Source organism: Salinicola endophyticus, from assembly GCF_003206575.1.
Lineage (GTDB): Bacteria > Pseudomonadota > Gammaproteobacteria > Pseudomonadales > Halomonadaceae > Salinicola > Salinicola endophyticus.
In genome coordinates this window covers 82,858-109,034 of the sequence record NZ_PZJO01000001.1, presented here as the reverse complement: position 1 = coordinate 109,034, position 26,177 = coordinate 82,858, and the positions used below count along the sequence as shown (strand labels likewise).

The 26,177-nt window shown below is 64.6% G+C and carries 26 protein-coding genes; 11 read left to right on the top strand and 15 right to left on the bottom strand.

Going from position 1 to position 26,177, the window contains the following annotated elements; translation table 11 throughout:
- The first annotated feature begins 38 nt into the window (after positions 1-38).
- A complete protein-coding gene (locus DOM66_RS00510; protein WP_110688953.1) occupies positions 39-800 on the top strand; it encodes an alpha/beta hydrolase family protein in 762 nt (253 codons plus the stop codon).
- Between the two features lie 74 nt (positions 801-874).
- On the opposite strand, the gene DOM66_RS00505 is transcribed toward DOM66_RS00510, so the two are convergent.
- On the bottom strand, positions 875-1,672 hold the full coding sequence (locus DOM66_RS00505; RefSeq protein ID WP_110688952.1) for an AraC family transcriptional regulator: 798 nt from the start codon (positions 1,670-1,672) through the stop codon (positions 875-877).
- Between the two features lie 108 nt (positions 1,673-1,780).
- Here DOM66_RS00505 and DOM66_RS00500 point away from each other — a divergent pair, with 108 nt between their 5' ends.
- On the top strand, positions 1,781-2,587 hold the full coding sequence (locus DOM66_RS00500; RefSeq protein ID WP_110688951.1) for a sulfite exporter TauE/SafE family protein: 807 nt from the start codon (positions 1,781-1,783) through the stop codon (positions 2,585-2,587).
- Between the two features lie 137 nt (positions 2,588-2,724).
- On the opposite strand, the gene DOM66_RS19780 is transcribed toward DOM66_RS00500, so the two are convergent.
- Both DOM66_RS19780 and DOM66_RS19775 read right to left on the bottom strand, forming a co-directional pair.
- On the bottom strand, positions 2,725-3,072 hold the full coding sequence (locus DOM66_RS19780; protein ID WP_198651757.1) for a hypothetical protein: 348 nt from the start codon (positions 3,070-3,072) through the stop codon (positions 2,725-2,727).
- 83 nt (positions 3,073-3,155) lie between these two features.
- Positions 3,156-3,497, bottom strand: coding sequence for an ArsR/SmtB family transcription factor (locus tag DOM66_RS19775; protein ID WP_223161854.1), 342 nt, complete (start codon positions 3,495-3,497; stop codon positions 3,156-3,158).
- A gap of 205 nt (positions 3,498-3,702) precedes the next feature.
- Between DOM66_RS19775 and nosP the strand changes: the two genes are divergently transcribed.
- The gene (gene nosP / locus DOM66_RS00490) at positions 3,703-4,935 is read left to right on the top strand and encodes a nitric oxide-sensing protein NosP (RefSeq protein ID WP_110688950.1); all 1,233 of its coding nucleotides are present in this window, start codon (positions 3,703-3,705) and stop codon (positions 4,933-4,935) included.
- 79 nt (positions 4,936-5,014) lie between these two features.
- Here nosP and DOM66_RS00485 read toward each other — a convergent pair whose 3' ends face one another.
- A complete protein-coding gene (locus DOM66_RS00485) occupies positions 5,015-5,746 on the bottom strand; it encodes an SDR family oxidoreductase (RefSeq protein WP_110688949.1) in 732 nt (243 codons plus the stop codon).
- Positions 5,747-5,872: 126 nt separating this feature from the next.
- On the opposite strand from DOM66_RS00485, the gene DOM66_RS00480 reads away from it, so the two are divergent.
- Together DOM66_RS00480 and DOM66_RS00475 are read left to right on the top strand one after the other, a co-directional pair.
- A complete protein-coding gene (locus DOM66_RS00480; RefSeq protein ID WP_223161852.1) occupies positions 5,873-6,757 on the top strand; it encodes a LysR family transcriptional regulator in 885 nt (294 codons plus the stop codon).
- 22 nt (positions 6,758-6,779) lie between these two features.
- The gene (locus DOM66_RS00475; RefSeq protein WP_110688947.1) at positions 6,780-8,234 is read left to right on the top strand and encodes a hybrid sensor histidine kinase/response regulator; all 1,455 of its coding nucleotides are present in this window, start codon (positions 6,780-6,782) and stop codon (positions 8,232-8,234) included.
- On the opposite strand, the gene DOM66_RS00470 is transcribed toward DOM66_RS00475, so the two are convergent.
- Complete coding sequence (locus tag DOM66_RS00470; protein ID WP_110688946.1) at positions 8,231-8,968, bottom strand: response regulator; 738 nt, start codon at positions 8,966-8,968, stop codon at positions 8,231-8,233. The genes DOM66_RS00475 and DOM66_RS00470 overlap by 4 nt on opposite strands.
- A 132-nt stretch (positions 8,969-9,100) precedes the next feature.
- Between DOM66_RS00470 and exaC the strand changes: the two genes are divergently transcribed.
- The 4 genes from exaC to DOM66_RS00450 all read left to right on the top strand — a co-directional run bounded on the left by exaC (position 9,101) and on the right by DOM66_RS00450 (position 14,351).
- Entirely contained in the window at positions 9,101-10,621 is a 1,521-nt protein-coding gene (gene exaC / locus DOM66_RS00465) for an acetaldehyde dehydrogenase ExaC (RefSeq protein WP_110675055.1), read from the top strand.
- An 86-nt stretch (positions 10,622-10,707) separates the two neighbouring features.
- Positions 10,708-11,736, top strand: coding sequence for an alcohol dehydrogenase AdhP (adhP, locus tag DOM66_RS00460; RefSeq protein ID WP_110688945.1), 1,029 nt, complete (start codon positions 10,708-10,710; stop codon positions 11,734-11,736).
- Positions 11,737-12,254: 518 nt separating this feature from the next.
- Positions 12,255-13,238 (top strand): DUF1852 domain-containing protein, encoded by a 984-nt coding sequence (locus tag DOM66_RS00455; protein ID WP_110688944.1) that lies wholly within the window; start codon positions 12,255-12,257, stop codon positions 13,236-13,238.
- An 81-nt stretch (positions 13,239-13,319) separates the two neighbouring features.
- On the top strand, positions 13,320-14,351 hold the full coding sequence (locus tag DOM66_RS00450; RefSeq protein ID WP_110688943.1) for a methionine synthase: 1,032 nt from the start codon (positions 13,320-13,322) through the stop codon (positions 14,349-14,351).
- A 115-nt stretch (positions 14,352-14,466) separates the two neighbouring features.
- On the opposite strand, the gene DOM66_RS00445 is transcribed toward DOM66_RS00450, so the two are convergent.
- Both DOM66_RS00445 and DOM66_RS00440 read right to left on the bottom strand, forming a co-directional pair.
- On the bottom strand, positions 14,467-14,931 hold the full coding sequence (locus DOM66_RS00445; protein WP_110688942.1) for a GNAT family N-acetyltransferase: 465 nt from the start codon (positions 14,929-14,931) through the stop codon (positions 14,467-14,469).
- 95 nt (positions 14,932-15,026) lie between these two features.
- The gene (locus DOM66_RS00440; RefSeq protein ID WP_245392330.1) at positions 15,027-15,974 is read right to left on the bottom strand and encodes a LysR family transcriptional regulator; all 948 of its coding nucleotides are present in this window, start codon (positions 15,972-15,974) and stop codon (positions 15,027-15,029) included.
- Positions 15,975-16,072: 98 nt separating this feature from the next.
- On the opposite strand from DOM66_RS00440, the gene DOM66_RS00435 reads away from it, so the two are divergent.
- Together DOM66_RS00435 and DOM66_RS00430 are read left to right on the top strand one after the other, a co-directional pair.
- Positions 16,073-17,101: a zinc-dependent alcohol dehydrogenase family protein gene (locus tag DOM66_RS00435; RefSeq protein ID WP_245392329.1), complete on the top strand. Its 1,029-nt coding sequence runs from the start codon at positions 16,073-16,075 to the stop codon at positions 17,099-17,101.
- Between the two features lie 344 nt (positions 17,102-17,445).
- Complete coding sequence (locus DOM66_RS00430; protein WP_110688939.1) at positions 17,446-17,922, top strand: NYN domain-containing protein; 477 nt, start codon at positions 17,446-17,448, stop codon at positions 17,920-17,922.
- Positions 17,923-17,934: 12 nt separating this feature from the next.
- On the opposite strand, the gene DOM66_RS00425 is transcribed toward DOM66_RS00430, so the two are convergent.
- The 8 genes from DOM66_RS00425 to DOM66_RS00390 form a co-directional block, all read right to left on the bottom strand.
- Positions 17,935-18,870 (bottom strand): SMP-30/gluconolactonase/LRE family protein, encoded by a 936-nt coding sequence (locus DOM66_RS00425; protein ID WP_110688938.1) that lies wholly within the window; start codon positions 18,868-18,870, stop codon positions 17,935-17,937.
- 3 nt (positions 18,871-18,873) lie between these two features.
- A complete protein-coding gene (locus DOM66_RS00420) occupies positions 18,874-20,169 on the bottom strand; it encodes a TRAP transporter large permease (protein WP_110688937.1) in 1,296 nt (431 codons plus the stop codon).
- The gene (locus DOM66_RS00415; protein ID WP_157958951.1) at positions 20,169-20,693 is read right to left on the bottom strand and encodes a TRAP transporter small permease; all 525 of its coding nucleotides are present in this window, start codon (positions 20,691-20,693) and stop codon (positions 20,169-20,171) included. The genes DOM66_RS00420 and DOM66_RS00415 overlap by 1 nt, the downstream gene beginning before the upstream one ends.
- Positions 20,694-20,706: 13 nt before the next feature.
- Complete coding sequence (gene dctP, locus DOM66_RS00410) at positions 20,707-21,693, bottom strand: TRAP transporter substrate-binding protein DctP (RefSeq protein WP_110688935.1); 987 nt, start codon at positions 21,691-21,693, stop codon at positions 20,707-20,709.
- Between the two features lie 413 nt (positions 21,694-22,106).
- A complete protein-coding gene (locus tag DOM66_RS00405) occupies positions 22,107-22,964 on the bottom strand; it encodes an amidohydrolase family protein (RefSeq protein WP_110688934.1) in 858 nt (285 codons plus the stop codon).
- Positions 22,961-24,466 carry a tripartite tricarboxylate transporter permease gene (locus DOM66_RS00400; RefSeq protein ID WP_110675041.1) on the bottom strand — a complete coding sequence of 502 codons (1,506 nt, stop codon included), beginning with the start codon at positions 24,464-24,466 and terminating at the stop codon, positions 22,961-22,963. Before DOM66_RS00400 ends, DOM66_RS00405 begins: the two co-directional genes overlap by 4 nt.
- 82 nt (positions 24,467-24,548) lie before the next feature.
- Entirely contained in the window at positions 24,549-25,025 is a 477-nt protein-coding gene (locus tag DOM66_RS00395) for a tripartite tricarboxylate transporter TctB family protein (protein ID WP_110688933.1), read from the bottom strand.
- Positions 25,022-25,975 (bottom strand): tripartite tricarboxylate transporter substrate binding protein, encoded by a 954-nt coding sequence (locus DOM66_RS00390; RefSeq protein WP_110688932.1) that lies wholly within the window; start codon positions 25,973-25,975, stop codon positions 25,022-25,024. The genes DOM66_RS00395 and DOM66_RS00390 overlap by 4 nt, the downstream gene beginning before the upstream one ends.
- Positions 25,976-26,177 lie beyond the last annotated feature (202 nt).

Sequence of the window (26,177 nt, the reverse complement as noted above, 5' to 3'; positions counted from 1 at the left end):
AAGTTCTTCAGACTTGGAAGCCACACGGGAGCGTAGTCGTGCCACTCAAGATCGTCCGCCGTTTGCTCCCCGAGTGGGGCACGACCTATGGCCCGCCGGGTGACGGCCCTTTTCCTACCGTGATGATCCTGCATGGCTCGGAGGGCGCCTGGTCGGGCTGGAGCCACCGCAATGCGGTGCTCCTGGCCGCGCACGGCTTCCTGGCCTTTCCCTTCGGTTACTCCCAGGGTGGCAACGTGTGGAACGCCGGTAGCATTCATGAGGTATCGTTGGATCGCAGCGTCGCGGCACTGGAGGCCTTGCGTGGCTTCGATGTTTCCTCCGGCCGGGTCGGGCTCTACGGTGTTTCTCGCGGGGCGGAACATGCCCTGCTGCTGACGTCGTTGATGGCTCGAGACGGCGTACCTGGCATCGCCGATGCCGTGGCCGCGCACAGCCCGCCGGACTGTATCTGCGGCGCGTTCGATGGGCGCACCTTCCGCGATGTGGGTGACCCCGGCTGGCAGGCGTGGGATGGCGCCAACCGCGCCTGGAACTGGCGCGGATCGTCCGAGGCGTTGCTGCCCACCCAGCCCATCGATATCGAACGCTATTCCGGGCCGCTGCTCCTCAGCCACGGCACGGCGGATCGAGTCTGGTCGGTGGCGATGACTCGCCGGCTAGAAGCCCGCTTGCAGGCCCATGGCCGCACGCCAGAGGTGTATTACTACGAGGGGGAGGACCATGTCCTGAGTAGTGACGCGGAAAATACCCACCACACCCAACTGCTCGACTTCTTCGCGCGCCATCTGGCGGGGTGAGTCTTGCCCCGATGCAGGGGCCGAGTGGACCCCGCATGAGTCGCGTAGGGTGTGCGGAAACTAGGGTGGGGGCATTACAGGCCGGGCATCTCCTCCTCATGCCGAGTAGCTGCTCGAACGAAGGCAGTCGGGGATTGACCGAGCACCTTGCGAAACATGCTGGAGAAGGCGCCCGGGCTGTCGTAGCCGAATTCCAGCGCGGTTCGGGTAACGGAGCTACCGGCTAGTAGCCTGGGAACGGCGGCCATCAGGCAGGCTTGCTGGCGCCATCCGCCGAACGACAGACCGGTCTGCTGACGGAACAGGCGATTGAAGGTGCGTTGGCTGCAATGAAGTTGTCGGGCCCAATCCTCGGGCAGGCTATGGATATGCGGCTGGCCAAGAAAATCTCTGCACAGGCGGGCCAGATGAGGGTCCCGGGGCAGAGGCGCAAACAGCGGCAGCGCCGGCGCCCGTTGCAGCTCGTGCAGCAGGAGTTGGGCGAGGGCACCATCGCGACCGCTCTCGTCATAAAGCGCGGGCATGTTGGCGGAGGCCAGCAGCAGGTGATGAAGCAGCGGCGACACCATCAGCACTTCGCAACCGGAGGAGGGGCGTGGCGCCGCAATCGGTTCGATATACAGGCTGCGAGTACTGACGCCGTTCATCCGCACCCGGTGGCGCTTGCCCGCCGGCAACCAGACACCGCTATAAGGTGGCACCACCCAGGTGCCTTCATCGGTGTCGACCTCCATCAAGCCCGTCATGCCGTAGAGAAATTGGGCTCGGCGATGGGTATGAAAGTCGAGTAGGGCGCCGGGGCTGTAGTCGGTGCCGATGGCCACGACGGGTCGGGCCACATGATCCACGTCCGCTAGGGGGATATTGAGCATTTGCCCTCAGAGTGGCCGAAATAAAACGATTATTGGCCAACTGGCGAACGTCGGCTACTCCTCATCGGAATATCGTTCCTGTCGTTGCGTTCCATCAGGAGAGTTCCGGTGTATAGCGTATTGCTTCTCTGCGGCGGGTTGGCCGGCATCACCACCGTGTTGTTCGGTTTTGGCGGTGGTTTTGTCGTGGTTCCCTTGATGTATATCTTGCTGATCGCCGTCCATGGGCCGGACAGCACGATGGGTCTGGCGGCCATGCATATCGCGGTAGCTACCTCGACTGCACTGATGATCTTCGCTGCCTCCCTGTCGGCATGGCGTCACCATCGGCGACGGACCGTGCAATGGCACCTGGTGCGTCCGTTGGTCGGTTATATCGCCATCGGCGCCGTGCTTGGCGCGGCCGCGGCGGTGTCGTTGAGTGGGGGCTGGGTGCGCTGGGTATTCATCGGTTATCTGGGGCTCACTATTGCGGATGCCATCCTGCGGCCGGGTTTCCTGCATCAGGCGAGTGAGGAGGTCCGCCCTATGGGCCGCCTGGTGACGGCGGTGACAGGCTTGTTCATCGGTATCTTTGCGGCCTTTCTGGGGGTTGGCGGCAGCGTGATGACCGTACCGCTGATGCGCCGCAGAGGGGCCAGCATGACGGCGGCCACGGCGATGGCCAATCCCTTGTCGTTGCCGATGGCGGTGAGTGGCACCGCGACTTACGTGTTGCTGTCGGCTGGCGATACCGCCCTGGGCACCTGGTATGCGGGGTATGTGGATCTTCGTGCCTTGTTGGCGCTGGCGGTGGGGTCATGGCTCGGCATCCGCCTGGCATCGTTGTGGATCGGACGCATTCCCGATCGCGTTCATGCCAGGGTGTACCTGTTGTTGCTGACGGTGGTGCTGGTGGTGATGGTCGTCGTGTAGGGTCCGCCAGGGCCATGCGAAGACGCGTGGATCACCACTGAGCGGCGCCGCTTAGGGCAGGGGCAAGGCTTAGCAACGAAAACGGCCAGGCATATGGATGCCTGGCCGTTTTGCATTACGAGCGATGCCGGGCGAGATCAGCGAACGACGCTGACCGGGCCGTGGTCGTCGCAGTGGTCGCCATGCGGATGGTGCAGGTGGCCATTGACCAGATAGTCGACATGGTCGCCATGCGGCACGGCTTCATGGCCGCAGTCCGGGCCGTGCACGTGATCGGCAGCATGGTCGCCGCACTGATGATTCGGAGTGCAGGCATCCGGGTTCTGATCGGAGACTTCGATCACGTGCTCGTCGACATGATCACCGTGCGGATGGTGCAGATGACCATCGTGGAGATAGTCCACATGGCCGTTGTGCTCGATCTGGGTGTGACCGCAGTTCGGGCCGTGCTCGTGGGGGTGGTTGTCGTGCGTGTTGCAGCTCATTGTCGACTCCTGTTTCTGCGTGAGAACGCTTGTATGAGAAGGGCAGTGGGTGGCGTATCGGCCTGGGCGAGGCATCCCCGTGTCTATGACGACTGGGCGTCCTCGTCGGCATGCGCGAGCGCGTTGTCCATCAGTTGAACGACATGCTGGTCGGCCAGGCTGTAGTAGAGGTGCCGAGCATCTCGGCGCCGCTTGACCAGTTGAGCGTTCAGCAGTGTCTGCAACCGGGCGGAAACCGTCGAGAGCTTGGCATCTTCGCCAACCAGCTCGCCGACACACCGCTCGCCATCCTTCAAGCGATAGAGCAGATCCAGCCTGGCGGGATCTCCCAGCGCCTTGAAGAGCGCCGCACTGCGCGTCAGCTGATCGGCGGAGGGCAGCGTGGGGGAAGTGGGCGATTCATGCTCATGGTTGCAGGACGTCATGTGGCATTCCAATATTCGATGTAACGTCGTTACGTTAATCGATGATAGCCTCCTTGGCAAGAAGGCTCTCCGCCGTTCGTGGGCTGAAGGGCATTCCGGCACTTTGCCGAGCGCAAGGGCTTTCGAGGGAGTGGTGTAGCCCCATTGTGGGCCCTCGCTGGTGCGGCCTACACTGCCGAAACACTCCCTGCGCAGGTTCGCCGTCATGCTCGATGCGCCGACGCCGCCCTCGGTGGCCCATCCGGTAGGCGACTCCTCGCCCGCCGCGGTGCTGCCCACCGCCTGTAGCCATGAAACGGACCCGGCGCGCGCCGCGCGTGAACTGGCGTTGGCGTTGGCTGAGCCACTGGCCGGGCCGCGGCTGGGGGCGGTGCTGTTCTTCTGTAGCGCCGAGTACCCGCTGGCGGCCCTCGGCGAGGCGCTGACCGCCGCTTTCGAGGGCGTTCCGGTCAGCGGCTGCACCACCGCCGGGGAGATCACGCCGAACGGTTACGCCCGCGGCGGCATCGTGGCGATCGGTTTCCCCCGGGCGCATTTTGCCGTGTCGACCGCACTGATCGACGATCTGGCGCACTTCGACTTAATCCGCGCCCAGCGCCTCACCGATACCTTGCTCAACGAGTGCCGCCATCAGGCGGTGGCGCCGGTGGCTGGCCACAGCTTCGCGCTGACCCTGCTCGATGGCTTGTCGAGCAGCGAGGAGCAGGTGCTGGCCACGCTGGATGCGGCGCTGGGCAGCATCCCCAGCTTCGGCGGCTCCGCCGGTGACGATAACCGCCTGGCGCATACCCATGTCTTCCATCAGGGGCGCTTTCACGATCAGGCGGCGGTGGTGGTGATGGTCAATACGCCGCTGCCGTTCGAGGTGTTCAGCACCCACCATCTGCGGCCACGACGTGAAAAGCTGGTGGTCACTGCCGCCGATCGCCAGCGGCGCACCGTGTTCGAACTCAATGCCGCCCCCGCCGCCGAGGAGTATGCGCGGCTGGTGGGGCGCCCTGTCGACGCGCTCGACGAGACCGACTTCGCCCGCCATCCGCTGGCGGTGCGCATCGGCGAGGCGCACTACGTGCGTTCGATCCAGCGCGTCAATCCCGATGGCAGCCTGACCTTCTACTGCGCAGTGGAGAACGGCATCGTGCTCACCGCGATGACCCCAGCACCGATACTCGACGATCTCGAGTCGGTGTTTGCCGGGCTGGAAGCGCGGCTGGGGTCGCCGGCACTGGTGATCGGCTGCGACTGCTTCCTGCGCCGGCTGGAGATCGAGGCGCTGGAGACGGTCACGGCGGCGGAAGGGTTATTGCGGCGTCATCGAACGGTCGGCTTCAACACCTATGGGGAGCAACACCATGGGATGCACATCAACCAGACCTTCACCGGGGTGGCGATCGGACGCCCCGAGGGCCGAGACGGCGGGACCGGCGAGCGAGCGTGAGCGCCCACTCGCCGAATCGATATGGCGTCATTCTCGCCGGGTTCCCAGCGCGTCACGGCGGGTGCGCTCCGGGATGGGCTCAGTTGGCCGAGGCGGTCGGGCGGATGGTGATCTCCGTGGTATCGACGCTCTCCGGGGCCTCGATCACCTGGCGCACTGCGCGTGCGATATCGACAGGCTTGAGTGCGACTTCACGATAGTGGGCAATGAGATCAGCGGTGTCTTCGTGGGTGATGGTCGAGGCCAGATCGCTCTCGACCACGCCAGGGTTGACGCAGGTCACCCGCAGGTGGGGGCTCTCCTGGCGCAGCCCGTCGGAAATCGCGCGCACCGCGAACTTGGTGGCGGAGTAGACCGCCGAGGTGGGCACCACCTGCAGGGCGCCGATGGAGGCGATATTGATGATCTGCCCAGCCTGCTGGCGCTCCATGGTCGGCAGTACCGCGCCGATGCCCCACAGCACGCCCTTGATGTTGACGTCGACCATGCGCTCCCACTCGTCCAGCTTGCAGGCGGCGAGCGGGGAAAGCGGCATGATGCCGGCATTGTTCACCAGCACGTCGATACGCCCCCAGCGCGTCAGCGCGGCCTGGGCGAAGGCGGCCATGGCGTCGCGGTCGGTGACGTCCAGGGCGTGAATCTCGACGCTGCCACCGTCGGCACGGATCTCGGTGGCGATACGTTCCAGCGCGTCGAGACGGCGCGCGCCGAGCATGACCTTGGCGCCGGTGGCGGCCAGCTCGCGGGCGATACTCTCGCCGATACCGCCACTCGCGCCGGTGATGAGGACGACCTTGTCGAGGGTTTGCATGATGTGTGCTCCGGGGATGGCGAAGAAGCCCAGTGCTTCTGCATGCTGCCTACGGTAAGCGGCGGCATCGTCCAAGAGAACTGGCTCCGGACTGGACCTGGTGGTTAGCATGATTTATCAATAGACATGGACCTCAATCTCTTGACGCTTTTCGTCACCGTCGCCCAGACGGGTAACTTCCGTGCCGCCGCCGACCGTCTGGGGGTGACCCGCTCGGCGGTGAGCCAAGGTGTGCAGCGGCTCGAACGCCACCTGGGCCGGCCGCTGTTCCAGCGCACCACGCGCAGCGTGCGCCTGACCCAGGAGGGCGAGCAGTTCCTGGCAGCGATCTCGGCGCCGTTCGACGAGCTCGGCGCGGCCATCGAATCGGCACGCGACCGGGAAGCGTCGCCCCGCGGCCAGCTGCGTATCACCGCGACCTCGATCGCCGAGCGCTTTCTCTCCGGCCCGCTGATCGCCCGCTTCGCCGAGGCCTATCCGGACATCACCCTGGACGTGACGGTAAGCGACGAAGAGTTCGATATCGTCGCTGCCGGCTTCGATGCGGGCGTGCGGCTGGGGGAAGTGATCGAAAAGGATATGGTCGCGGTGGCGCTGACCGGTGATCAGCGCCAGGTGGCGGTGGCCACACCTGGCTATCTGGCCCGCCACGGCACGCCGCAACACCCGCGGGAGCTGACCCGCCATCGCTGCATCGGCTGGCGGCCACTGCCGGAGACCGCAGCGTATCGCTGGGAGTTCGAACGCGACGGGCAGGCGTTCGACGTCGCGGTCGAACCGCAGATCACCACCAACGACATGCAGCTGATGCTGCGCACCGCGCTGGCGGGGGGCGGCATCACCTTCGGCATGGAAGAGACCTTCAAGCCCTATCTCGACCGTGGCGAGCTGGTCTCGCTGCTCGATGAGTGGCTGCCGCCTTTCTCCGGCTTCTTTCTCTACTATCCCAGCCGTCGCTCGGTCACGCCCAAGCTACGCGCCCTGATCGAGCACAGCCGACACTTCCGTTGAGCAGACTAGGGAGAGCAGCACCATGGGAGGCACATCAACCGGACCCTCACCGGGGTGGCTACTGGATGCCCCGACGGCCGAGACGGCGGAACCGGCGAGCGAGCGGGAGCGCACCCTCGTCGAGGAGAACGCTCGGCTGCGCCGCACCTGCGCGGCGCTCATCGAGCGCGTGGAGTCGAGCGGGGTCGCCGGCGGGGCGCCCTATGCCGCCTTCGAACACGCCGTGCTGCTGGCCGAGCAGGTACGCGAGCGCACCGAGGCGCTGCACCGCACCCTCGACGAGCTGGGTCAGGTCAACGACCAGCTGCGCGACGAGATCGCCACCCGCGTGGCCGCCGAGGAGCGCCTGCGCGAGGCCAAGCGCGAGGCCGAGGCGGCCAACCTGTCGAAGACCCGCTTTCTGGCGGCGGTCAGCCACGACTTGCTGCAGCCGCTGAATGCGGCGCGGCTGTTCACCAGCGCGCTCGATGAGCATGAGGTGCCGGCGGCGTCCAAGCCGCTTGTCGGCCAGATCGGCCGCTCGCTCAAGGATGTCGAGGCGCTGCTGGGCACGCTGGTGGATATCTCGCGGCTCGATGCCGGTGTGCTCAAGCCGGATATTGCCGCCTTCGGCGCCGATGAGCTGCTCGATACCCTGGCCGAGGAGTACCAGCAGGTGGCCCACGCCCAGGGGCTGACCCTGCACTATGTGCGCAGCACGGCGGTGGTCGACTCCGACCTGCAACTGCTGGCGCGGGTGGTGCGCAACTTTCTCACCAATGCCATTCGCTATACCTCCACCGGGCATGTGCTGCTGGGCTGCCGGCGGCGCCACGACGGGCTGGAGATCGTGGTCGGCGATACCGGGCCAGGGATCGCCGCCGATCAGCGCGAGGCGATCTTCCTCGAGTTCCGGCGTGCGGCGGCCGGTTACGACCGCGAGCAGCGTGGCCTGGGGCTGGGCCTGGCGATCGTCGATCGCATCGCCGCAATGCTGGGCCACCCGATCACGCTGCACTCGCGGCCGGGGCAGGGCTCGGCCTTCTCGGTCCGTGTGCCCTACGGGCGCCGTGCACCGCTGCCCATGGCGCCGGCGGAGGTCATGCCGGGCAACGACCAGCTCGCGGGGGCGAAGGTGTGGATCATCGACGACGACCCGGCGGTGCTCGATGGCATGCGCGCGCTGCTCACCGGTTGGGGCTGCCGGGTCGCGGGCGGGCTGTCGCTGGCGGCACTACGCGAGGCCGCCGCTGATCTGCCCAGCGCCGACGTGCTGGTGATCGATTACCACCTCGAGGCGGCGGACGACGATGGGCTGGTGGTCGCCGAGCAGCTCCGGCGCGAGCATCCCGACCTGCCGGTGCTGATGGTCACTGCCAACCATGATGCGGTGCTCAAGGCGCGGATTCGCGAGCGCGGTTACGCCTATCTGTTGAAGCCGGTCAAGCCGCTGCGCTTGAAGATGCTGCTGGTGTCGCTTCTTAGCCTTTCCAATTAGCGTGGCGGAAACCGAGGGTCGTCGAGATCCAGCGTCTGGGCGGTGAGAATCGCCTGCACCCGACTGTTCACGCCCAGCTTACGCAGGATCGCCGAGACATGGCTCTTGACCGTGGTCTCGGCGATCGCCAGGTCGCGGGCGATCGCCTTGTTGGACTCCCCACGGCTGAGACACGCCAGCACCTGCAACTGCTTGGCGGTGAGCTGCGAGATACCGTCCGCGAGGGCATCGCCGTGGGTCGCCGTGTGTGTAGGCGAGGTCGTGTATGCCGATGGGGAGGTCGTGGATGCGGCCGAAGAGGCCAAGGCGCCCGTGGCGGCGTGGCGGGCGGTGGGGCGGCGAAGGATATCCGCCGGCAGGTAGACCTGGCCTTCGAGAATCTGGCGCAGCGCCGCCAGCAGGTCGTCGCGCGGTGTCGACTTGGGCAGATAGCCCACCGCGCCCAGGCCCAGGGCTTCGAGCACGATATCGCGGCTCTGCTCGGCGGAGAGGATCGCCACCGGCAGCCAGGGCAGCGTCTCGCGCAGCCGGCGCAGGCCGGCCAGGCCCTCGCTGTCGGGCAGTGCCAGGTCGAGCAGCAGCAGGTCGAGCTCCTCCTGCGCTTCGGCCTGAATGATCGCCTCGGCGAGGCTCGCGGCCTCGAGTACGCGGCTGTCGGGGAGGGCGGCGGCGATCGCGCCGACCATGGCCTCACGGAACATCGGGTGATCGTCGGCGACCAGCAAGGTGTACATGGTGTCGGCTCCGGGGTGGCGTCTCCTCCCAAGGGAGGAGACGATTTCCTGCTTGGGGAGTATGTCGCAGCCGGGCTTCGTGACCAAGAATCGATCTGTGTGATGCATAACGATAACGTCAGGAGCACAGCCATGATTTACGCCAACCCCGGAAGCGACGGCGCCCTCGTCAGCTTCGACAAACGCTACGGCAACTACATCGGCGGCGAGTTCGTCGCACCGGTGAAGGGCCAATACTTCGACAATGTCAGCCCCGTCAACGGCAAGGTGTTCTGCGAGATCCCTCGCTCCACAGCGGAAGACATCGAGAAGGCGCTGGATGCCGCCCACGCCGCCGCCCCGGACTGGGGCAAGACCTCCGCCGCCGAGCGCAGCAACCTGCTGCTCAAGATCGCCGACCGTATCGAGCAGAATCTGGAAATGCTCGCCGTCGCCGAGACCTGGGACAACGGCAAGGCGGTGCGCGAGACGCTCAACGCCGACCTGCCGCTGGCGGTGGATCACTTCCGCTACTTCGCCGGCTGCATCCGCGCCCAGGAGGGCACCGCCGCCGATATCGACGCCAACACCGTGGCCTATCACTTCCACGAGCCGCTGGGTGTGGTAGGGCAGATCATCCCCTGGAACTTCCCCATCCTGATGGCCACCTGGAAGCTCGCGCCGGCGCTGGCGGCGGGCAACTGCGTGGTGCTCAAGCCCGCCGAGCAGACCCCGGCCTCGATCCTCAAGGTGATGGAGCTGATCGGTGACCTGCTGCCGCCCGGGGTGGTCAACATCGTCAACGGTTACGGCGAGGAGGTCGGCCAGGCGCTGGCGACCAGCAAGCGCATCGCCAAGATCGCCTTCACCGGCTCGACCCCGGTCGGCTCGCACATCCTCAAGTGCGCCGCCGAGAACATCATCCCCTCCACCGTCGAACTCGGCGGCAAGTCGCCCAACGTCTACTTCGCCGACATCATGAACGCCGAGCCGGAATTCATCGACAAGGCGGTCGAGGGCCTGGTGCTGGCTTTCCTCAACCAGGGCGAAGTCTGCACCTGCCCCTCGCGGGCGCTGATCCAGGAGTCGATGTACGACGCCTTCATGGCCAAGGTGATCGAGCGCACCAAGGCGATCAAGCGCGGCAATCCGCTGGATACCGACGTCCAGGTGGGCGCCCAGGCCAGCGAGGAGCAGTACGACAAGATCCTCTCCTACATGGATGTGGCCCGCGAGGATGGCGCCGAGTTCCTCACCGGCGGTGGCAAGGAGAGCCTGGAGGGGGACTTCGGCAAGGGGTTCTACATCCAGCCGACCCTGCTCAAGGGCAACAACAAGATGCGCGTCTTCCAGGAGGAGATCTTCGGCCCGGTGGTCGGCGTGACCACCTTCAAGGACGAGGCCGAGGCGCTGGCGATCGCCAACGACACCGAGTTCGGTCTCGGCGCCGGGGTGTGGACCCGCGACATGAACGTGGCCTTCCGCATGGGGCGTGGCATTCAGGCCGGGCGCGTGTGGACCAACTGCTACCACCAGTATCCGGCGCATGCCGCCTTCGGTGGCTACAAGAAGTCCGGTATCGGCCGCGAGACCCACAAGATGGCGCTGGAGCACTACCAACAGACCAAGAACCTGTTGGTGAGCTACGACATCAATCCGATGGGCTTCTTCTAGGCCGCCTGCCGCGATCCGCTCACCTCTGGCGCGGCGCCGGGTTCTAGCCGGCGCCGCTCTTCAATAAGAAAAGCAAAGGAGCATGTATGGATTCCACGATGCAGGCCGCGGTGGTTCGCGCCTTCGGCGAACCCCTGGTCATCGAAGAAGCACCGGTGCCGCGTCCGGGCCCCGGTGAACTGCTGGTCAAGATCGCCGCCTCCGGTGTCTGCCATACCGATCTGCACGCCGCCCACGGCGACTGGCCGGTGAAGCCTGAACCGCCGTTCATTCCCGGACACGAAGGCGTCGGCCATGTGGTGGCGGTGGGCGCTGGGGTCAAGCACGTCAAGGAGGGGGACCGGGTCGGTATTCCCTGGCTCTACTCCGCCTGCGGCCACTGCGAGCACTGCCTGGGCGGCTGGGAGACGCTGTGCGAGTCGCAGCAGAATACCGGCTACTCGGTCAATGGCGGTTTCGCCGGTTACACCCTGGCCCAGGCCGATTATGTCGGCCGCATTCCCGACAACGTCGATTTCCTCGAGATCGCCCCGGTGCTGTGCGCCGGCGTGACGGTCTACAAGGGGCTCAAGATGACCGATACCCGCCCGGGGCAGTGGGTGGCGATCTCGGGTATCGGCGGTCTTGGCCATATGGCGGTGCAGTACGCCAAGGCGATGGGGCTCAATGTGGCCGCGGTGGATATCGACGATACCAAGCTGGCCCTGGCCGAGCGCCTCGGCGCCACGGTCACCGTCAACGCCAAGCAGCATGACCCAGCCACCTATCTCAAGCAGGCGATCGGGGGCGCCCACGGTGCGCTGGTCACCGCGGTCTCGCCCAAGGCCTTCGAGCAGGCGCTGGGCATGGTCCGCCGTGGTGGCACGGTGGCGCTCAACGGCCTGCCCCCGGGGGACTTCCCGCTGTCGATCTTCGATATGGTGCTCAACGGCACCACGGTACGCGGCTCGATCGTGGGCACTCGGCTCGATCTGCAGGAAGCGCTGGACTTCGCCGGCGAGGGCAAGGTGAAGGCCACCGTGCATGCCGACAAGCTGGAGAACATCAACGCCGTCTTCGACCGCATGATCGCCGGTCAGATCGAAGGGCGGGTGGTGCTCGACATGGCGAGTTGATCGCGTCAGCCAGCTGTCACCCAGGGCGTGCCAAGGCACGCCCTTTTTGATGGGCACTGATGTGGATAGGCGCTGATGTGGATAGGTACTGGCGAGAGGGGCCCCGGAATGCTTCACCGCCGCAAGCCCGCACCGGCGTAATCCCTCATCGCCGCAAGCCCGCACCGGCGTTCGCTGGCACCGTCGCTTTTCTGCACGGCCCCCATTCCCACCGCGTCAAGCCCTGGCCGCCCCCAGCGCTTACCCCTACCTCCCTTGGCCGCCCGGCAAGGGTTTTGGTGCATCATGAGTGTGATTCATCTTGGGCTGAAATCTTATCGCTTTTCATGCATCCAGCCGCTCTGGCATAAATAGCGCATCCGCTTCGACGACAGCCGCCCTGGCGCCTGTCGATCGATACGTCAGATACGGTACTGGTCAACACGTTGGCAAACACGTACTGACCAATATGGCATTGACGGACGCTGGGCCTGCCGACGGCCCGGCGCCTCTCTCGACAAACAGGGTGCTTGTTCGCGATGAATCACGACTTCACATTCGATATCAAGAGCGTTCGGTTCGACGAAAACTATCGCCCGGCCGAGAATACGCGCACCACGACCAACTTCGCCAACCTGGCAAGAGGGGAGCGTCGCGAGGAGAACTTGCGCAATGCCCTGACGATGATCGACAACCGCTTCAATGCCCTGGCGCATTGGGATAACCCCAGGGCGGATCGCTATGCCGTCGAGCTCGACATCATCACCGGTGAGCTGAGCGTGGGTGCCGAGGACGAGGATGACACCTTCCCCGCGATCGAGATGCTGAAGACGACGATCATCGACAAGCACACCGGCAAGCGCATTCCGGGCATGGTGGGGAACAACTTCTCCTCCTACGTGCGCGACTACGATTTCAGCGTGTGGCTGTCGGAGCACAACCGGGACCGCGCCGAATTCGGCATCCCCGAGGGCTTTGGCGATCTGCACGGCAAGCTGTTCAAGCGCTTCGTCGAGTCCGACGCCTACCGGGCCTCCTTCGGCAAGGCGCCGGTGATCTGCCTCAGCGTCTCCAGCAGCAAGGTCTATCGCCAGACCGACAATCGCCACCCGGTGCTGGGCGTGGAGTATGAAAACGACGAGTCATCGCTGACGGATTTCTACTTCGGCAAGATGGGCCTGCAGGTGCGCTACTTCATGCCGCCCCAGGGCGTCGCGCCGCTGGCGTTCTACTTCTCCGGCGATCTGCTCTCCGACTACAGCGATCTCGAACTGATCAGCGCCATCAGCACCATGGAGACGTTCCAGAAGATCTATCGCCCCGAGATCTACAACGCCAACTCGGTGGCGGGCAAGATCTACCAGCCCAGCCTGAAGCATGAAGATTACTCGCTGACGCGCATCGTCTACGACCGCGAAGAGCGCAGCCAGCTGGCCGTCGAGCAGGGCAAGTTCACCGAGCGGCACTTCATCAGGCCCTACCGCCATGTGCTCGAGCAGTGGTCGGCCAACTATTCCCTTTGATCGATCCGTTCCAACGACGCTTTTGGATCAGCCCGTTCCAACGACATTCTTTGATCAATCCGTTATGAAGGTCACTTTTGCATGAAGACTTTGTTGCCCACGTCGACGGCCGGTAGCCTGCCCAAGCCCGCCTGGCTGGCCGAGCCCGAGACGCTATGGTCTCCCTGGAAACTGCAGGGCGATGAGCTGGCCCAAGGCAAGCAGGATGCACTACGGGTGTCGCTCCACGATCAGCAGCAGGCTGGGATCGATATCGTCAGTGATGGCGAGCAGACCCGTCAGCACTTCGTCACCACCTTCATCGAGCACTTGAGCGGCGTCGATTTCGAGCAGCGCGAGATCGTCAAGATCCGCGACCGCTACGATGCCAGCGTGCCCTCGGTGGTCGGCCCCGTAGCGCGGGAGAAGCCGGTCTTCGTGGAGGATGCCAAGTTCCTGCGCCAGCAGACCGACCAGCCGATCAAGTGGGCGCTACCGGGCCCCATGACCATGGTCGACACGCTCTTCGACGGCCACTACAAGAGCCGTGAGAAGTTGGCCTGGGAGTTCGCCAAGATCCTCAACCAGGAAGCCCGCGACCTGGCCGCTGCGGGTGTGGACATCATTCAGTTCGACGAGCCCGCCTTCAACGTCTTCTTCGACGAGGTGAACGACTGGGGTATCGCCGCCCTGGAAAAAGCCATCGAAGGGGTCGAGTGCGAGACCGCGGTGCATATCTGCTACGGCTACGGCATCAAGGCTAACACCGACTGGAAGAAGACCCTGGGGTCGGAGTGGCGCCAGTACGAAGAGATCTTCCCCAAGCTGCAGGCGTCGAACATCGATATCGTCTCGCTGGAGTGTCAGAACTCCCATGTGCCGATGGAGCTGATCGAACTGATCCGCGGCAAGAAGGTGATGGTCGGGGCCATCGACGTGGCCACCAATACCATCGAGACACCGGAAGAGGTCGCCGAGACGCTGCGCAAGGCATTGCAGTTCGTCGATGCCGACAACCTCTACCCCTGCACCAACTGCGGCATGACGCCGTTGTCCCGTGAGGTGGCGCAGGGCAAGCTGAAGGCGTTGAGCGCTGGTGCAGAGATCGTCCGGCAAGAGCTTTTGGCTCGATAGCTGCGTCCTGTTCGGCGACGGCGAATTCGGCCTGTGACTCGGATAACGTGCCGATGGGATTCCCTCGATCATCGCTTGTGGCCCAGCATTGGGCGAAGCATGATCGCCCCGATGGTCAGATCAGCGGCTTGTGCATGAGGTAAAGATCGTCGTCCGGATACTGAACGATGCCAGTGTGCTGCCATCCGTGTCTGGTGTAGAGATTGTGGCTGTCTTTCGTCGTCAAATAGAGCGTGTGTTCGCCTAATTGCTGTGCCGCGTGTTCCACCGACTGGATCAAGAGACCGGCGACGCCATTGCCGCGATGATCGGGATGAACGAAGACGGCGGCAAGCCAGGGCCTGAGGTCAGGTCGAAGCTCGCAGTCGTCTTCGAACAGGCTCGCCATACCGATTGGCCGGTCAGCGATGTGTGCCACGAACGTGAGCGGGATTGCCTGATCACTGGCCGATCGCTTGAAGCGCGCCAAGGTGCTTTCGAGTGTGCGCGTCGAACCGACACCCCACTGGCCGTAGGTCCAGGCCGCGCAAGCATCGATAAAGTCCGGGCGATCAATGAGCGAGCTGATTGTCACAGACATGAAATTCTCCAGGATTCATTCTCTGAGCAGGGAAGTTGGAAGGGCACGTTCCCACAGGTATTTCCGCCATAATCCACGCTCGCGCTTTTGTTATTTTAGCGGTGAGAGTCTTTGATTGGGGGCCCGGTCATGAAATCGACGAAGGCTCTCAACGCGCTGGGCATGTGTTCGCGGTGCGGATAGTAGAGGTAGAACCCCGGGATCGACGGCGTCCATGAGGAGAGGACTCGCACTAGCTCACCGCTGTCGAGATGGGTTTGCAGATGATTCTCTGGCAGATAGGCGAGTCCGGTGCCTTCCAGAACCGCCGAGACGATCAGGCTGGTGTCATTGAGGGTCAAGGCGTGGCGAACCTGTAGATCGAAACGTCTGTCGCCCTCCTGAAACGTCCAGGCGTACAAGGCGTTCGAGTCGCTCCAACGGTAGTTGATGCAGATGTGCTCGTGAAGATCTGCCGGCACCCCCGGTGGCGAGCGTCGAGCAAAGTAGCTTGGTGCACCCACCACGGCCATGTTCAGTGCCGGCGTCAATTGTCTGGCGACCATCCCCTGCTGCAAGCGCTCACCCGAGCGAATGCCCGCATCGAAGCCCTGCGAGACGATATCGGTCAGCGTGTCGTCGATGACGAGATCGACCTCGATATGGGGGTAGCGCTCCAGGAAGGCTTGAAGTCGCGGTATCAGCACCAGCTGGGCCGCAATGCGCGGCAAGTTGATCTTGATCGTGCCCTGCGGTGACGTCTGAAATGCTGCCGATTCACGCACGGCCTGCCGGATGTCGCTGATCGCCGGTTCCACACGCTGTAGTAGCCGTTCGCCTGCCTGGGTGAGCGATACGCTGCGGGTGGTGCGACTCAAGACTCTGACGCCCAGCCGCGTCTCCAGTGAGCGAATGGTGTGACTCACCGCCGAGGGTGACATTCCCAAGCGTGAGGCAGCACGGCGGAAACTCTGCGATCTGGCAACCTCCATGAACGCGATGAGTTCGGCGATCTCCTTACCGTTCATATCCTGTTTCGGCGCATATTGCTGTCTCTCATTCATCACTGCGTGTCGATTGATGCGTATTATAGTGCGCTCGCCGTCGTGGGATAGTCTCGCCACGCTGTCGACGACCGTCGGCACCCTTCGATGGAGCCCACATGATGAGAGCGATACGGCGTTGGGAGATGGACGCGATCGGTCGTGAAAGACTGACACTGGCCACCCGTGAGAAGCCACGCCCCGCGGCGGATGAGGCGCTGGTCAGGGTGGGGGGCGTCTCGCTCAACCACCGCGACAAGATGGTGATCGAGAGTGGCAGGGGACTTTCGCTGGCTTACCCCTTCACACCCGGTTCCGACATGGCTGGCACCATCGTCGAACGGGGGGAGCAAGTGCAGGGGTTTGCCGAGGGAGATCGGGTCATCTCCGTGTTCACGCCCGACTGGATCGATGGGCGTCGACCGGGCAATGCGCGAACACCGGCCTATCGTACTTTGGGCGGTTTCTACCCCGGCGTTCTGAGCGAATACGTGGCCATGCCTGCCGCCTGGCTGGTTCATGCGCCGCGCACTCTGGATGATGCCCAGGCCAGTACCTTGCCCTGCGCCGGGCTGACGGCCTGGTTTGCGCTCGTCGAGAGAGCCGGCGTCAAGGCTGGCGATCGGGTGCTGATTCCGGGTACCGGCGGCGTGGCGCTATTCGGTCTGCTCATCGCGAAGATGAGCGGGGCAGAGGTGATCGTTGCCACCCAACCGGAGAAAGGTGAACGGGCGTTGGCGCTGGGAGCCGATCACTGGGTGGATCGTTCCCGCGATGACTGGAGGGAAGCGGTATACGCGCTGACCGATGACGAGGGCGTGGATCATGTGCTCGACGTGGTGGGTGGCGAGAATCTCGGCGTCTCCGTCCAACTGGCTGCCGTGGGTGGGCACGTATGCCAGATCGGGGCGTTGGCAGGATTCGATATCGCCTCCCCAGCCATGCCGCTGATGCTCAAGGACGTCACGATCCACGGTATCGGCACCGGTAGCCGGCGAGCGCTCGAGCGCTTCGTGCGGGCGGTGGATCAGGCCCGGCTCGAGCCGGTCATCGAGGCGCGCTATACCTTCGCCGAGCTGCCTCAGGCGCTGGATCATCTGGAGCGCAGGCCGTTTGGCAAGATCGTGATCGACGTGCCTGGCGGCTGAGATCGGTGCGGTGGAGCGCGGGTCCATGAAGCCGGCTTGCTCATACGGCGTCTGACAACACCACGGCTCGAGCGCGTCGCGGAATGGTGGTGCCATCCAAGGAGCCTCAAGATCAGGCGTCGTCTCCTTGCGCTGGCGGCTCGATATCCGCATGTCTGGCTACGCAGGTCCCATGGGACGGGGTGTGTTCGCCAGTGACCCTCGCCCCCTCGCCAATCCGGGGGTGAAGCGTTGCACGTCAGCCCCTCCTTCTGATCGCATCAGGCGCCCGGCACGGTACCATGCACGTAAGCCGACGCCCGCCTTCCGAGACGGCGCCTCACTGCCTGCCGGGATACCTTGCCATGACCACCGTTGCCATCTTCGTCGACACGCAGAACGTCTACTACACCGTGCGCGATGCCTACGCCAAGCAGTTCGACTATCGCCGGTTCTGGGCGAAAGCGACGGCGGGCCGGGAGGTGCTGACCGCGCGCTGCTACGCCACCGACAAAGGCGACGCCAAGCAGCGCGGCTTCCAAAATACGCTGCGAACCATCGGCTTCGAAGTGAAGTTGAAGCCGTTCATCCAGCGCGCAGATGGCTCCGCCAAGGGCGACTGGGATGTGGGCATCACCCTCGACGCCATCGAATTCGCGGCGCTGGCGGACGTGGTGGTGCTGGTCTCCGGCGACGGCGACTTCGACCTGCTGGCGCGCAAGATTCGCGAGGTCCACGGCAAGCGGGTCGAGGTCTACGGCGTGCCCAAGCTGACCGCGCACTCGCTCATCAACGCGTCGAGCGAGTTCATTCCCATCGAGGGCGATCTGCTGCTGGGATGATCCACTCTCATCCTACTCTCCCCAGCCCGAGGCCATCGGGTGTCCGGCCACCGGTAGCTCCGCGCGCAGGATCGAGCCGGAATCCGATTCGGTGATATAGAGGGTGCGGCCCTCCGGGCCCCCGAAGGCGCAGTTGGTGGTCCCCAGCCCGGTCGGCGACTTGACCACGGCGATGGGCACGCCGAGCGCGTCGTGGACCCACACCAGCCCCATGCCGGTCTGGCAGACCACGACCCCATTGTCGCGTGTCAGGGCCAGACCATCCGGGCCGGCGCGGCCGCCGGAGAACTGCAGGAAGAGCCCCGCCTTGACCACCCGCTGGCTCGGCGACAGCGGCAGCCGCCACACCGCATTGGCGCGTGTCACCGCGAGATAGAGAGTGTGGCCGCTGCTGTCCAGCACCAGCCCGTTGGGGCTGGGCACGTTGTCGATCAGGCACTCCAGACGCTGCTCAGCGGGTCTCCAGCGGTAGACGCGTCCGCTGGGGTCGTGCAGTCCGGTCTGCCCCTGATCAGTGAAGTAGATCGCCCCGTCGGGGCCGATATGCAGATCGTTGCAGCCCTTGAAGCTTTCCGAGTCGGCGTCGCCCAGGGCCGTGCTGATGCGGCCCGTGTCCGGGTCGAGCTGCATGATGCCGTTCTTGAAATCGGCGATGAAGATACGCCCCTGGGCATCGATCTTGAGCCCGTTGGGCTGGCCATCATAGGCGACGATCTGTTCCACCTCTCCCGCGGGCGAGGCGCGCAGAATGCGCCCGAAGGGGATGTCGACGAACCACAGATTGCCTGCCCGATCGAAGGAGGGGCCTTCGATGAAACTGTCGACGGCGGCGCCGCGGCGGTTCTTGGTCGCCCAGTCCGAGGGCTCTCCGGTACGCCGCAGTGACGCCGGCAGGGTGGTGAAGACCTGTGCCTCGATCAGCACGGGGTCGGGATGAGGAAAGGCCAAGGGTCAACCTCCGGCGGTCAGATGGGGAAGCCACAGCGCGATGTCGGGCAGCGCGATGAGCAGCACGAGAAATGCCAGGATGATGGCGAAGAACGGCAGCACGCCCAGGATCACGTCCTCGACCTTGGTCTGCGCATCGGAACTGGCGACCACGAACAGGATCACCCCGAGCGGCGGGGTCAGCTGGCCGAGTTCGACCAGGATGACCACGAAGACGCCGAACCAGACCGGATCGACGCCCATTGCCATCAGGGTCGGGAAGATCACCGGAACGATGATCGCGATCATGCCGAGCCCTTCCATGAAACAGCCGAGAATGGCGAACACCACCATCAGGATCAGCAGTAGCGAGACTTGCGACAGGCCGGCATCGGCGACGCGATCGACCAGCGATTGGCCGATGCCGGAGAGCGCGGTGGCGTAGGCGAAGATCATCGAAATGAAGACGATGAACAGCACGTTGCCGCTCATGGTCAGGGTGCGCGACAGCGCCGTCTTGAGCATCGATAGATTGAGTCGGCGATACAGCGCCGAGATCAGGACGGCGCCGACGACACCCAACGCACCGGCTTCGGTCGGCGTGGCGATGCCTGCGTAGATGCTGCCCAGAATGAAGACGATCAAGATCGTGAAGGGCAGCACATCCGCGGCGGCGTGCAAGTAATCGGAGAGGGTGCGGCGCTGGTTATCCTTGGGCACCAGCGAAGGCTTGGCCAGCGCCCGCGCGATGATGAACAGGCTGTAGCAGGCGCCGAGCAGGATGCCGGGCACCAGGCCGGCGGCAAATAGCTGGGCGATGGAGGTTTCGGTGAAGGTGGCGTAGATGATCATGGTGATCGAGGGCGGAATCAGGATGCCCAGGGTGCCGCCGGCCGCCAGAGAACCCGCCACGAAACGGCGGTTGTAGCCGCTCGCCGAGAGCGCCGGTAACGCCACGGTGGACATTGCCGCGGCGGTGGGTGCACTGCCGCCGGCCACCGCCGCGAAGACGCCGCTACCGACGATATTGGTGTGCAGCAGGCCGCCGGGCAGGCGGCGCATGAAGGGCGCGATGCCGTTGTAGAGCCGCGCACTGAGCCCACTCGCCAGCAGAATCTCGGCCATCAGGATGAACAGGGGAATCGCCGCTAGTGTGAAGCTATTGGCCGCGCCCCAGCTCACCAGCCCCAGCGCCTTCCAGCCGGCGAGGCCCTTCATCAGCCACAGGTAGACGAGGGCCGCGGCACCCACGGCGAACTGTACCCACAGCCCACCGACGATCAACAGCAACAGTACGCCGAATGCGATCAAGGCATCCATCACGCCGTACCTCCCTGACGTAGCGTGAGGATCATGCGTTCGACGAGGAACACAGCGATAAAGGTCAGCCCCAGCGGTATCAGCAGTTGGGGCATCCACAGCGGTGTCATCAGGAAGGTCGGCGCGACATTGCCGCGGGTGTAGGAGCTTTCGACCAGCTGCAGTGCGTACCAGATCAGGACGCCGCACACCGCCAGAGAGAGCATCAGATAGACCAGGTTGAGGAGGCGTTTCACCCCATGGGGCAGGGCATCGAAGAGAAAACCGACCTGGAATAGCGAGTTCTTTCTCACCGCCAGACTGGCGCCGAACAGCGTCAGACCGACGACGATATACCCTGCAAGCTCCTCGACCACGCGCAGCGAGTAAGCGAAGAAGAAGCGCGACACGATCTCGGCGCTGACCAGAATGACCAGCGCGATCAGGCCCAGCCCGGCGAGACAGCGCACGCCGGTGGCGATGACATCGAACAGCGAACCGGCCGAGGCCGGTTCAGTGGAGGGGGGCGAGGGGATGGCGCTCATGATCGGCTCCGGATTATTTGCCAAGGGCCTGCAGGACCGCGGCGAGCGCCTTTTCATGCTCCGGCCCCGCCTGCTTGGCCCACTCGCGCCACCACGGCGCCATCTTTTTCTCGGCGCGCTCGATATCGGCCGGATCGGCTTCGATGATCGTCATGCCGGCATCCGCCTGCTGCTGTTTCTGGGTTTTCTCGTCGACGATGAAGTCCTGCGTGATCTGCTGCGTCTCCTGGCTGACGATGCGGTCCAGCGTCTGGCGGGTGGCATCGTCCAGCGCGGCATGGGCCGAGGTATTGGCGATGACGGCGCTGTAGGCGTAGTTGACCGGCAGGCGGTAGTTGTATGGCAGGAACTCGTGCCAGTTCTTGGCACCACCGGCGCTGGCGGTCAGCACGCCGTCGATGACCCCGCGTTCCAAGGCGGTGGGCACTTCGGAGCCGGAGAGCGTGATCGGCGAGCCGCCGAAGGCCTCGACGAACGCACCCTGCTCCGGCGAGGTGACGCGAATCTTGTGATCCGCCAGGTCGTCCAGGCTAGCCATCTTGAAGGTGGTGAAGATGACCTGCTGGGGATAGCGATAGCTACCCAGGTAGGTGACCCCCTGAGCGTCGAAGCCCTTTTGTAGATAGGGCTCCATGACCGCGTAGGCCTTGTTCCACTCCTCGTCGTCGTTGATCAGCAGTGGCAGGTTGAGAATGCGCGCGATGGGCACATTGCCGGAAAAATAGAGGTCCGCGGCGAAGTCGACGATGCCATCGCCGGTTGCCTGGGTGATGTCGCTGGAAGCGATCTGCAGCGTCTTGCCCAGGTGCAGGGTGATCGACAGATCGCCGTCCGTCTCCTTGTCGACCCGGTCGGCAATCCGCTCCATGCCTTTCACCGCCGCGGTGGTGGAGACCGACGAATAGGTATACCCGGTCCAGTTGGTGGCCTGCGCGCCGCCCGCGACGGCGCTGCCGAGAATGATCAGGCCGGAAAGCAGGTAATGCTTGAGAGAAGGCATCTCATGTTCCTCGTGAATCATCGGGAGAAAAAGTGCCATTGATCGCCCCACCATTCATCGCCACGCCATGCTCGATATCGATCGTGTGACGTCATTGACAGGTGTTGAATGGGTTCGACTTTCGTCGGAGGTTTTACGGTTTTATGGTCTGTCTATGCCGATCAATGGCGCGTGCTCGTAGCGAAAGTGAACATGAAAATAAGTGCTGGCTAAAGCGTGTAATTCTGATGAATAGATGCAGAAAAGCTTCACCTTGAATTCCCGGAAACAGCGCTGTGTCCATTCGGCTTTGGTCTATCAGATGCTCACTACTTGGCGCCCATCATCAGAGGGTTTGGAAATGAGCTCTAGAGCAGTAGTCGTAGCGACAACAGGGAGCGTGGCCAGCGCGCTGCCGTCGCGCTGGCAGACACTCAAAAGCGATAGAGCGTGGCGGGGTTGTGCGTGAGACAGGCGTCGCGCTGGGCGGGGGTGAGAACGCGCTCGAGAAAGTCGAGCATGTCGCGGGAGGCGGGGAGCGGTGGCGGCGTCATGACATGGGGCCAGTCGCTGCCCCAGACGCAGCGTTCCGGGTAGCGCTCGGCGAGCTGGCGTACCAGCTCGCCGAGATCGTCGTAGCGCCCGACATGGCGGCTGACCCGAGTCGGTGCCAGCTTGATCCATACCCGCCCGGTGTCGAGCAACCGATATAGGCCACTCAGCTCATCGCTGGCACCGGGCGTCACATGGCCCAGGTGATCCAGCACCAGCGCCTGCCCGCTGGGCAGGGTGGGGAGCAGCGCGGCGAGTGCGGCGTAGCGTTCGGGCTCGGTGTTGAGCTCGACATGCCAATCCTGCGTGGCCGCACGTTCGGCCAGTCGCGGCAGACGTGCCAGGTCGTTGTGGCCCAGGCGCGAGCGATCCTGCACGCGAATGGCGCGCACGCCAGCGTCCGCCATCGCCGCCAGTCCCTCGCTGCGCTCGTCGATCATGACCACGCCGCGCAGCTCGAGCGGGGCGGCGAGGCCGTTATCCGCGAGTCGCGCGCGCTTCAGTGTCTCGAGCAGGAAGCGATTGTCGGTGCCGTCGATGGAGGCCTGGATGAGTACGGCGCGGCCGATCCCGCCGACCGCGGCTTCGGTGGCGAAGTCGGCGATATCCTTGCGCGGCGGCTGATAGGCGGCCTTGGCATAGGCGTTCTGGGAAGAAGACGAGTGGCGAGACGCGTCGTCACGAGCAAAGACATGGATATGGCAATCGCAATAGGGAGCCGGCCTCACGGGTGGGTTCATGCCGCTCTCTCCCGGCGTGCGGCTCGATACCGCTGGTACGCAGCCCCCAGCACACACAGTAGCGTGACGACGACCAGCCCCATGACGATCGGCGAGTGCACGAAGATGGTGGCACTGCCACTGCTGGTCAAAAGCGCCTGGCGCAGGCTCTGCTCCAGCGGTGGCCCCAGGATCAGCCCGATCAGCAGCGGTGGCAGCGGGAAGCCGGCCCGGCGCAGCACGAAGCCGACGACGCCGGCACCGAGCATGACAGCGACATCGAACAGGCTGTTGTTGACCGAGAAGGCGCCGAAGATCGCCAGCATGGCAATGATCGGGAACAGATGGCGCGGCTGAATGCGGATCACGTGGACCGCGCCACGGAACATCGCCAGACCCAGCAGAATGCAGGGAATCGACAGCAGGATCAGCGCTTCGAAGATCGCGTAGACCTCGACGCCATGCTGCTGAAACAGAAACGGGCCGGGTGTCAGGCCCTGCAGCATGAAAGCGCCCAGAATCACTGCGGTCACTGCGTCGCCGGGTATGCCGAGTGCCAGCATGGGCACCAGGGCGCCGCCGGTCACGGCGTTGTTGGCGGCTTCGGGCGCGGCGACGCCCTCGGGTTCGCCGTGGCCGAAACGCGCCCCGTGACGCGAGCGCGAACGGGCGAAACCGTAGCTGACAAAGGCCGGCACGGTGGAGCCGATCCCCGGCAGAATGCCGACGAAGGTGCCGATCGCCGACGAGATCAGCAGGGTGACGCGCATTTTCCACAGGCTCAGCCAGCCCACCGCGCGCGGCGATGAGGTCTGGCTCGAGACGGCATCGATCCCGCGCTCGGCCGGGCCCTGTTGCCTGCCGGCGAAGGCCTGCAGCAGGACCTCGGACATCGCGAACAGGCCGATCAGGACCGGAATCAAGGCCAGGCCATCCTCGGCGGCGAAGCTGCCGAAGGTGAAGCGCGGCAGGCCCTCGATCGGATCCAGCCCGACGATACCGGCGGCGACGCCGACCAGCGTCATCAGCGCCGCATCGAGAATCGAGCCTCCGCCGAACAGCACGATGATAGCGAGGGCGAAGGTCATCAGTGCGGTCATCTGCGCGGGGCCGAAATCCAGCGCCAGCGACGCCAGCGGCTGGGCCAGCAGAATCAACACCAGACAGCTGAAGACGTTGCCGAACACGCTGGCGTAGAGGGCGATGCGCAGGGCCTCGCCGGCGCGCCCCTGACGCGCCATGGGGTGGCCATCCAGTGCGGTGGCGGCGGAGGACGGAGTCCCGGGCACGTTGAGCAGGATCGCCGAGATCGAGCCACCGAAGATCGCGCCCTGATAGACGCCCAGCAGCAGGATGATGGCGGGGATGGGCGACAGGGTGAACGTCACCGGAATCAGCAGCGCGATGGCGAGGGTAGGGCCGAGGCCGGGGATGGCCCCGATCACGATGCCGATGGCGACGCCACACAGGGCGGCGATCAGCACCCAGACATCGAGCAGCGCGTGGAAAGCGTCGAGCAGCATGGGCCGGGTCTCTCGAAAGGGTCTGTGGGTAAAGGTCGTTGGCTTGCCGGTCAGGGGCTGTAGAGATGTCTTGCCGCGCCCTTCAGGGCAGCGGCAGGTGCAGCCCGTGGCGGGCGACCCAGGCGATCGCCAGCGCCACCACCAGTGGCAGGAGTACGCTGAAGCGCAGGCGCCGCTCGCCCAGTAGCCAGGCCAGCACGATGCCGACCGCGGCCACGCTGACGATGAAACCGAGGGTATTCATCGCCGCGATCGCCGCGGCCACCAGCAGCATGGCGGCCAGCGCCCGGGCCCAGCCGGCGGCGGCGCCGAGCGCGCTGTCGGGCGTGCGGCGATGCCGCCATAAGCGCAGCGCTGCGACCAGGATCAGCAGCCACAGCACCAGGCGTGGAAAGAAGCGGGCATCGGGGCCGGGGTCGCCGAAATCGAAGACCGTGACCTGCGCCTGGAGCGTCAGCAGCCCGCAGGCGGCGAGGCCCAGAATGGCGCTGCAGATCAGGGTCTGGAGACCGTGGCGAGAGGTACCGTGGGCAGTGGGAGAGGGGGGCTCGACACTCATCGTTTCAATGCCTCGGCCAGTTGTTGGTAAGCGTGCAGATTCTTCTCGATCACCGCCGCGAGCGCCGGACCAGGCAGCACCCGTACCGGCTGATTGAGCTTCTTCATCACCTTGGCGAAGGCGGGCGAGGCCGCTGCCTCGGTGAAGGCCCTGCGTAGCGTCTCGACGCGCTCCTCCGCCACCCCACGCGGCAGCATCAAGGCCACGATCGACGGAAATTGAATGTCGTAGCCCGCCTGCTCGAGCGTCGGCACCTCAGGGAAGTCGGGATCGGGTTGGTCGTCGAGTACCGCCAGCAGGCGTAGCCGCCCATCCTTGACCAGATCGCGATATGCGGGCACCAGGGCGATATCGACATGCTGGCCCAGCAGGGCCGCCGTCGCGCCGGAAGCGCCGTTGAACGGGACGTGCTGGAGCTGGGCACCGGTCTCGCGGGCGAGCTGGGTGAACGCCAGGCGCGCACCACTCAGGGCGCCGGCGGTGGCGTAGCTGAGCCGCTTGCTATCCTGAGTGGCGGCCAGTAGTGCATCGAGGCTGTGATAGGGGCTGTCTGCACTCACCAGCACCCCATGGTAAGGCCCGGAGTAGTTCAGCAGCGGCAGGAAATCCTGCAGCGGATCATAGCCGACCCGGCGCAGTGCGGGCGTGACGAAGGTGGGCGAAGAGGTGGTGGCGATCAGGGTATAGCCGTCCGCGTCGGCCCGGGAAACCGCACGCATGGCGTTGACGCCGCCGCCGCCGGGGCGATTCTCGACCACCACCGGCTGACCCAGTAACGGCTCTGCCAGCTTGGCCAGTTGGCGTGCCGAGATATCGGTGGTGCCGCCGGCGCCGTAAGGCACCACCAGCGTGATCGGGCGGGCGGGATAGTCGGCCGACCAGGCCGATGTCGAGACCGCCAGCAGCAGCGCGACGAGTATCCAGAGAAGGTGGTGTCGCAGCGATGACATCGATGCTCTCCCGGTGAGGCAAAGGTTCACCTCGTCTTGGAGATGAAACGCTGAGAATTAAGTGAAAATGGCGTGGGTTATTTTAAGTTCTATGGTGATTTTTATTCATTGGACTTTGGTCTAAATGGATCGATAAATCGGGTATCGTTTTTGGGAAAATCAAGCTGATTTCCCGAGTGATAAAAACGCGAAAAGGCCCGGC

What these genes read in the sequence shown, in the direction of transcription:
- DOM66_RS00505 (WP_110688952.1), bottom strand. Translation starts at nt 1,672, where the DNA reads ATGCTCAATATCCCCCTAGCGGACGTGGATCATGTGGCCCGACCCGTC.
- DOM66_RS19780 (WP_198651757.1), bottom strand. Translation starts at nt 3,072, where the DNA reads ATGAGCTGCAACACGCACGACAACCACCCCCACGAGCACGGCCCGAAC.
- DOM66_RS19775 (WP_223161854.1), bottom strand. Translation starts at nt 3,497, where the DNA reads ATGACGTCCTGCAACCATGAGCATGAATCGCCCACTTCCCCCACGCTG.
- nosP (WP_110688950.1), top strand. Translation starts at nt 3,703, where the DNA reads ATGCTCGATGCGCCGACGCCGCCCTCGGTGGCCCATCCGGTAGGCGAC.
- DOM66_RS00485 (WP_110688949.1), bottom strand. Translation starts at nt 5,746, where the DNA reads ATGCAAACCCTCGACAAGGTCGTCCTCATCACCGGCGCGAGTGGCGGT.
- DOM66_RS00480 (WP_223161852.1), top strand. Translation starts at nt 5,873, where the DNA reads ATGGACCTCAATCTCTTGACGCTTTTCGTCACCGTCGCCCAGACGGGT.
- DOM66_RS00475 (WP_110688947.1), top strand. Translation starts at nt 6,780, where the DNA reads ATGGGAGGCACATCAACCGGACCCTCACCGGGGTGGCTACTGGATGCC.
- DOM66_RS00470 (WP_110688946.1), bottom strand. Translation starts at nt 8,968, where the DNA reads ATGTACACCTTGCTGGTCGCCGACGATCACCCGATGTTCCGTGAGGCC.
- exaC (WP_110675055.1), top strand. Translation starts at nt 9,101, where the DNA reads ATGATTTACGCCAACCCCGGAAGCGACGGCGCCCTCGTCAGCTTCGAC.
- adhP (WP_110688945.1), top strand. Translation starts at nt 10,708, where the DNA reads ATGGATTCCACGATGCAGGCCGCGGTGGTTCGCGCCTTCGGCGAACCC.
- DOM66_RS00455 (WP_110688944.1), top strand. Translation starts at nt 12,255, where the DNA reads ATGAATCACGACTTCACATTCGATATCAAGAGCGTTCGGTTCGACGAA.
- DOM66_RS00450 (WP_110688943.1), top strand. Translation starts at nt 13,320, where the DNA reads ATGAAGACTTTGTTGCCCACGTCGACGGCCGGTAGCCTGCCCAAGCCC.
- DOM66_RS00445 (WP_110688942.1), bottom strand. Translation starts at nt 14,931, where the DNA reads ATGTCTGTGACAATCAGCTCGCTCATTGATCGCCCGGACTTTATCGAT.
- DOM66_RS00440 (WP_245392330.1), bottom strand. Translation starts at nt 15,974, where the DNA reads ATGAATGAGAGACAGCAATATGCGCCGAAACAGGATATGAACGGTAAG.
- DOM66_RS00435 (WP_245392329.1), top strand. Translation starts at nt 16,073, where the DNA reads ATGATGAGAGCGATACGGCGTTGGGAGATGGACGCGATCGGTCGTGAA.
- DOM66_RS00430 (WP_110688939.1), top strand. Translation starts at nt 17,446, where the DNA reads ATGACCACCGTTGCCATCTTCGTCGACACGCAGAACGTCTACTACACC.
- DOM66_RS00420 (WP_110688937.1), bottom strand. Translation starts at nt 20,169, where the DNA reads ATGGATGCCTTGATCGCATTCGGCGTACTGTTGCTGTTGATCGTCGGT.
- DOM66_RS00415 (WP_157958951.1), bottom strand. Translation starts at nt 20,693, where the DNA reads ATGAGCGCCATCCCCTCGCCCCCCTCCACTGAACCGGCCTCGGCCGGT.
- dctP (WP_110688935.1), bottom strand. Translation starts at nt 21,693, where the DNA reads ATGCCTTCTCTCAAGCATTACCTGCTTTCCGGCCTGATCATTCTCGGC.
- DOM66_RS00405 (WP_110688934.1), bottom strand. Translation starts at nt 22,964, where the DNA reads ATGAACCCACCCGTGAGGCCGGCTCCCTATTGCGATTGCCATATCCAT.
- DOM66_RS00400 (WP_110675041.1), bottom strand. Translation starts at nt 24,466, where the DNA reads ATGCTGCTCGACGCTTTCCACGCGCTGCTCGATGTCTGGGTGCTGATC.
- DOM66_RS00395 (WP_110688933.1), bottom strand. Translation starts at nt 25,025, where the DNA reads ATGAGTGTCGAGCCCCCCTCTCCCACTGCCCACGGTACCTCTCGCCAC.
- DOM66_RS00390 (WP_110688932.1), bottom strand. Translation starts at nt 25,975, where the DNA reads ATGTCATCGCTGCGACACCACCTTCTCTGGATACTCGTCGCGCTGCTG.